Source organism: Methylomonas subterranea (assembly GCF_024505185.1).
GTDB lineage: Bacteria > Pseudomonadota > Gammaproteobacteria > Methylococcales > Methylomonadaceae > Methylomonas > Methylomonas subterranea.
This window is the reverse complement of the sequence record NZ_JANIBJ010000068.1, coordinates 1-6317: the sequence shown is the minus strand read 5'-3', so window position 1 is coordinate 6317 and position 6317 is coordinate 1. Positions and strand designations below refer to the sequence as shown.

The 6317-nt window shown below is 52.7% G+C and carries 7 protein-coding genes; 5 read left to right on the top strand and 2 right to left on the bottom strand.

Going from position 1 to position 6317, the window contains the following annotated elements:
- Positions 1 to 216, bottom strand: a 216-nt coding sequence (locus NP590_RS20035) for a hypothetical protein (RefSeq protein ID WP_256604516.1), incomplete at its 3' end; no start/stop codon positions are given.
- Between NP590_RS20035 and NP590_RS20030 the strand changes: the two genes are divergently transcribed.
- Positions 209 to 2023: an ATP-binding response regulator gene (locus NP590_RS20030; RefSeq protein WP_256604515.1), complete on the top strand. Its 1815-nt coding sequence runs from the start codon at positions 209 to 211 to the stop codon at positions 2021 to 2023. The two genes, NP590_RS20035 and NP590_RS20030, sit on opposite strands and share 8 nt — an antisense overlap.
- A gap of 4 nt (positions 2024 to 2027) precedes the next feature.
- On the opposite strand, the gene NP590_RS20025 is transcribed toward NP590_RS20030, so the two are convergent.
- Complete coding sequence (locus NP590_RS20025) at positions 2028 to 2702, bottom strand: response regulator (RefSeq protein WP_256604514.1); 675 nt, start codon at positions 2700 to 2702, stop codon at positions 2028 to 2030.
- A gap of 283 nt (positions 2703 to 2985) precedes the next feature.
- Between NP590_RS20025 and NP590_RS20020 the strand changes: the two genes are divergently transcribed.
- From NP590_RS20020 to NP590_RS20005, 4 genes are all read left to right on the top strand, one after another.
- On the top strand, positions 2986 to 3402 hold the full coding sequence (locus NP590_RS20020) for a hypothetical protein (RefSeq protein ID WP_256604513.1): 417 nt from the start codon (positions 2986 to 2988) through the stop codon (positions 3400 to 3402).
- Positions 3403 to 3569: 167 nt separating this feature from the next.
- Positions 3570 to 4289 (top strand): hypothetical protein, encoded by a 720-nt coding sequence (locus NP590_RS20015; protein WP_256604512.1) that lies wholly within the window; start codon positions 3570 to 3572, stop codon positions 4287 to 4289.
- A gap of 104 nt (positions 4290 to 4393) precedes the next feature.
- Positions 4394 to 5329, top strand: a complete 936-nt coding sequence (locus NP590_RS20010; protein WP_256604511.1) for a patatin-like phospholipase family protein — start codon at positions 4394 to 4396, stop codon at positions 5327 to 5329.
- Positions 5330 to 5397: 68 nt separating this feature from the next.
- On the top strand, positions 5398 to 6317 hold a 920-nt coding region (locus NP590_RS20005), incomplete at its 3' end, for a hypothetical protein (RefSeq protein ID WP_256604510.1).

The following is a 6317-nucleotide window of genomic DNA, read 5'->3' as shown; positions in this document are numbered from 1 at the left end:
ATGCCAAACCGCGGAAGGGTTCGGTCGAGGTAAAAAACAGCGCATGATGTAATCCGCTTGCCATTGAGTTTTGCCGTTATTGCGCAAGCCTGAAATAACGGTGAAAATGCGCCCTACGCCATAACAAGAATAACTTCCGGCTATCGGCACGCACTGCGCGGCATCACTGAGGCCCCGGTCCGTAAAGATGGCAACGAGGATAAGCGGCATGCGCATACCAAAACCCTTGCTCGATCACATCGCCAGCCCGGCGTTTTTTCGCCAATCAAACACGCATTACCTAGGCCGAGGTTTATTCGGCGGCAATCCGCGGACGCTGTTCGCCATCCCCTGTTTCGACGCCGAGAGCGAAACCCTGTTCTGGCAAGAGCGCTTTCTGGTCTTGCTGACGCCGTTAAAGTTTGCGCTGGGCTTGGGTGCCAGCGCCTTCACGGCTTATATCCTGCTGGATCTGCATACCGGCAACATCACGCCGGCCGAAGCCTTGCCCAGGCTGCCGATTGTGTTGTTGCTGCTGGCATTGTTGCGATATTTGCATGTCAGCCCGCGGGCCACGGAGCGCATCAATAGCGTGGCCAAACTCAGTGCCGGGCTGTCCGCCGCGTATCTGCTGGCCGTGCTGTTATTTGACGGCGATCCCGGCTATTACGCGGAAACCTGGCCCGGCCTGTTGCCGATGTACTTTTTCAGCTACGGGCAAATGTTCATGTCGTTGCGCGCCACTCTCGCTTTCGGTTGGGGCAGCGCCTTGGCCATGCCGTTAAGCGGCGCATATATCGGCGTGGAAAGCGTGGCATTGATCCCGTCCATATTGAATCTCGCGATCGTGAATATCTTCGGCCTGTGTACCCGTTGCCAACTGGAAGCCTATTCCCGCCGCTCCTTTCGCGAAAAACGCAAGGCGGAAAACAGCGCGGAAGACAAAACCCGCTTTCTGCATCAACTCAGCCACAATTTGCGCCAACCGCTGCAGGCGCTGAGCTGTTATTCGTCGGTGCTGGATACGGCCTGCGCGGAACCGGACAGCCCACACTTGCAACGCATTGCCGGCCGCATGGGTTTGCTGATAGACGAACTCAATGGGGCGGTAAACCACGTGTTGGACATCGCCAACCTGGAATCCGGCAAGCAGATTCCGCTGCTGAGCGCCGTCGATATCAACCCGTTGTTGGCGGGGCTGGAAAATCAATTCTCCGCCCAGGCTGCCCGGCGCGGGCTTAAGCTTATAGTCCGCTTGCGCCGGTCGCCGCCTTACAACGTCTACAGCGACGCCAGCATCCTGAGTCAAATCGTCGGCAACCTGATCGACAACGCGCTTAAATACACCGAGCGCGGCTGGGTGGTGGTAACCGCGGTCAAGGTCGGCCCGCAACGCTTGAAGGTGCATGTTTGCGACAGTGGCGCGGGTATTGAAGATGCCCTGCGCGAGGATATTTTCAAGGAGTTTTTCCGCGGCAACCGCCGTCAGTCGGACGCGCATGCCCAGGGCTTGGGCATAGGATTGGCCTATGTTGCCGCCGCCGCCAAATGCCTGCCGGAGCATGAGTTGCAGTTATATTCCAGGCCGGGGCGCGGCAGCGACTTTCAGCTCTATCTGCCGGTCGCCGCCACTGTTACGCAAACCTCCGCCGTCATGCCGCCGGGATACGGCATTGCCGGCAGTTTCGTATTGGTCGTGGATGACGATGCCGAGGTGCTGAATGCCATGGTCAAGCAATTGACGGCCTGGGGCTGTCTGGTCCAATACGCATCCGGCCTGGCGGAAACCCAGGCGGCCTTGGCGGAAAATATCAGAAATCCGGATTTGTTGATTACCGATTTTTACCTGCAAAACCGGGAAACCGGCCACCACATCATCGCCGCCGTGCAGGCCGATTGCGGCCCACTACCCACCTTGATTCTGTCCGCCCGCGCCATTCCGGATCAGGAAAAAGCCAAGCTGCCGGCCAATACACTGCTATTGCGCAAACCGGCGGGCGCGGCCAAGTTGATGGAGAGCATCGCGCTAGCGATGGCGAAATAAAGCGTCAATTACCTATCCCTGGCCGGCCGAACACGATGCCTTGCTGAAACACCTTGACCAGCAATTCCGCCCGCCGCGCCACGCCGAATTTCTGAAAAATCGGCCGCAAATGGTTGCGCACGGTCTGTTCGCCTATGCCCAGTTGGGTAGCGATCTGTTTGTTGCATTTGCCCTGCACCAGCCAGCTCAACACCTCGAATTCGCGCGGCGTCAAGCCCAAATCGGCCGGGTCGCTGATCGCAAGGATGCCGTTGTCGGCGGCCGGCGGCGCCTGATTCACGGCCCGGGGCCCCACCGCCGACGGCGGCAAATACACCTTACCGGACAACACATCCCGTAAGGCTTCGATAAAGGCCTGCCGAGTTACGGTTTTGACGATAAAGCCCATCGCCCCCAAACGCAACGCCTCGAACACCAATTCCCTGTCGTCCAGCCCGGAAAACATCACCACGCACAAACCCGGAAAAACTGCCTTCAATTCCGTCAAACCCGCCAGCCCATTCTTGTCCGGTAGCTGCACGTCCAGCAACACCAGATTCAACGGCGTTTCGCGGACCACGGCCAAACCGTCCTCGAAGTTATCCGCTTCGAACACCCGCAACAGCGGAAATATCTGCTTCAACAAACACGCCACGCCCTCGCGGGCGCAGAAGTGGTCGTCAATCAACAAAATATTCACAGCCGAAAACCTCCTGGTAAAGGCGATGCGGTCATTGTAGCTGGGGTTGAAATCTATGAAACCAGTACGTTTGTACCGGTACGGAAAACAACTGGCTTGGAAAAGGCGGAATGAAGAGAATACGTAAGAAAATGTTGTTGAATAAAGACGATGTATTCTATATTAATATGGATAAGTCATGAATTTTACGGGCAAATGGCGTTAATTTATTATTGCAGGGTTTTTGTAATATATAAAATAATGAAGTTTATCATGGTATTAATTATTTAGCGGTTGGAATGACATGAGTGAAATATTAAATTCGTCTGATGATGCAAACGTAATCCGTGAAATGATAAAGCACGAAAATCAGCTTGTTGATCAGCGTATTAACTGGATGTCAACTATTCAAGGCCTTCTCTTTGCAGCCCTTGCATTTAGCTGGGACAAGGCAAACTGTTTGATACCGTTACTCTGTGGCTTAGGTGGAGTAATCGCCGTTATAACTATAATCAATCTTGGGCTTGCTACTGCTGCTACTCAGCTTTTATTGAATTGGTATAAAGCAAACCACCCATCATATTCTGGTCCACCAATAATAGGGCTTTATATAAAATCACCGGTAGATTGTAAATATATACCGTACATTACATCGCTCCCTATATGGATGACTTTTGCGTTTTTAATTGCTTGGATTCTTGTTTATCAGATGGCACCATGAGGTTTTTATTAGGGTCGTAGGTTCGATTAGTAAAGCGTAATCGGACGAATGTAATGTAGATTCGTTCCTCCGAATACGCTGCGCTATTCGGAGCTACGTCACTTTTGAGTTACAAGAGAAGTCGCTGGTTTCAACTAGGTTTCTAAAGCCCGATATGGGAAATTAATATGTCAATCTTGGAGAAATTTATAGGCATCATCACCGGCGAACCTGCGTCGAATGAGGTTAATTTCTCCGAACTCGTTATCCTTGCTACGTTAGGAAAAAAACTGGAATCGAATGCCTCGGCAAAAAATAATTTGCCCGCGGTAGCCGATTGCGTGTTCAGAGCGGATACCCCTGAATCCATGGATTTATCCTACGATAAGTTCAAAACCAAACTTAAGGAAGGGGCGGACAACTCAGCTCCCTTGACAGAGGACCAAATAAAGGCGGCTTTCGAACTTTTAAAAAACGGTAGGGCGGAACGCGACGTTAAAGACACCATTATTGACTTATTAAAGTCGATACCAAGCTTTCCCGGTCAAGTTCTGCACGATATTCCGAATATATTCCGCGGGCCCACTGATTTTCCAAATCTACCCGGTTTCGACGTAGTGGCAAAAACAGCCATATCCATTATCAGGCCGGATAAAGCTAATCCAGAAAAGAACAGAATTTTTCGCTTGGCAATACTGGCCTACGCTCGTATGAATGGCGTAAATATTGAAGAGAAAAACCTCATGGATCTGTGTGACTTTTTAGAAACCGGCACGCAAGCCGATTTTACTAAATTGATTGATAACGGACTCGCTGCCATGAAAGATCAATATGGTGTCAGCGATATTGAAACAGCGGCAAAAAAACTCCATTCGATCAGCCAAGAATGCATGAGCCAAGCGAAATAGCCAAAAATCAATTTGGCGGAGCCGTAATATTAAAAACCGGACCGCTGATAAGCATAAACCGCTTTCAGCCACAATAAACATACCGCCAACCTTACGGAGGCATCATGGCTACTTATAAAATACTGTCCCTCGACGGCGGCGGGCTGCGTGGGCTGATAACCGCCCGCATGTTGCAGCGCTTGAACGACGATCCCGAGATTGCCGGTTGGTTGAGTTCGGCGGATCTCATCGCCGGGACTTCTACAGGCGGTATCCTGGCCTTGGGTCTGGCTGCCGGAAAATCGCCGCAAGAGATTTGCAATCTGTATTTAAACAAAGGGCCGGACATCTTCGACGACAGCATCTGGGATAACATCCGCGATCTCGGTAAAACCGTGGGCGCGCAATATTCCAATAAGGTGCTGAAGAAAGAACTCAAGTCTATCTTCGGCGCTAAAACCTTGGCCGAATTGAACAAGAGAGTGGCCGTGCCGACGTTCGATCTCGATAACGAAGCGGCCGATACCAACAAGCGCTCGTGGAAACCAAAAATTTTTCATAATTTTGCCGGAGCCGGTTCCGACGGAGCCCGACAGGCAGCCGACATTGCCCTGTACACCAGTTCCGCGCCCACGTACTTTCCATCCGCCGACGGTTACATCGATGGCGGGGTGTTTGCCAACAATCCCAGTTTGGTGGCGCTGGTACAAGCCATTTCCCAATCGAACATTCCAGCCGAGCGGGCAAAGCTAGACGACGTGGTGTTGCTATCCGTGGGTACCGGCATCAGCCTCAACTACATCAAGGGCCAAACTTTGGATTGGGGCTATGCGCAATGGGTCAAACCGCTGATCGATATTTTGATGGACGGCGTTGCGGGCATCTCCGACTTTCAGGCCCATGAACTGTTGGGTAAACGTTATCAGCGCCTGCAAGTGGTTTTCGCTCCCAACGAAAGTATTCCCATGGACGCGGTCAAAAAGTTGGGTCGCATGGATCAGATAGCTAACACAGTCGATTTGACCGAGACCAGGAATTGGATCAAGCAGTTTTGGCTGTAAGCGTTACGCATTCCGGTTGCGCCATGCCGCGCCAGCCTTTTTTAATTTTGAATCGAGCCAGGCCCATCATGAACATTGATCTATCGAATAAAACCGCTTTTTTGGTATTGGGTGGCTGGCTGCTGGTATTGGCCGCCTTCCTAATGTGGGACGGCCAAACTCTGCAATACCTGTTTTATTTGCGCGTGCCGCTGATAAGCGGCGCCTTGTTGTTTTTGTTGCCGGCCATCTGCGTCTATGGTTTGCCTTCCATGCTGGGTAACATCTTCGTGCTCGGCAATCCGTGGCGCTTGGCCATGGTGACGGCCGGCGCGGTTGCCGTGGGCTTGGGTATTGTTTTGATCGGCGTGGTGATCGGCGTCAATTGCGACGAACGCTTCAACTTGCAGGCTATCGCTTGGCTGGACGAGTGGGTAAAACCCGATTCGCTGCAGCCTTATATTCTGGCCGTGCTATTGGCGCTGCCCACGGCCTGGACAGCCTATTGGGCTTCAGGCCCCGCTTCGCTGGAAATGACCGATCCGCAAAGGCGGCAGGGTGCCGTCCTGGGCGCGGGATTAGCGTTGTTGTTTTTGTATGCCGTTTACTGGCTGCGCGCGCATGCGGCTTTTACGCCGGCGACCGACTCGCTGGCCGCGCTGGCGGCGATTCTGCCGAAAGAGGCGCGCGGCGGTTATGTGATCGACACCGATGCGGGGGTAACGCTGGCCAACGGCCATGCGGTGTTGGCTGTTTACCTGTCGGTGGCCCTGTTGCTTTATGCCTTCGGCTTGATTCTTTATCGGCCGACAGCCGACAAAAGCAACATGCAATTACCGGTCATGTCCTATGTGCTGGGTTTGTTGCAAATTTTCTCGCTGGTGTTGGGCTTGCTGACCTTTCTACTGGATTACTATCGGGTGCCGGTATTGATCTCCATGCTGGCGGTGTCGGCCTTGAGTTACTGGTTATGGAAAGTCGACCATTATTACAACCTGCACGCCAGCAC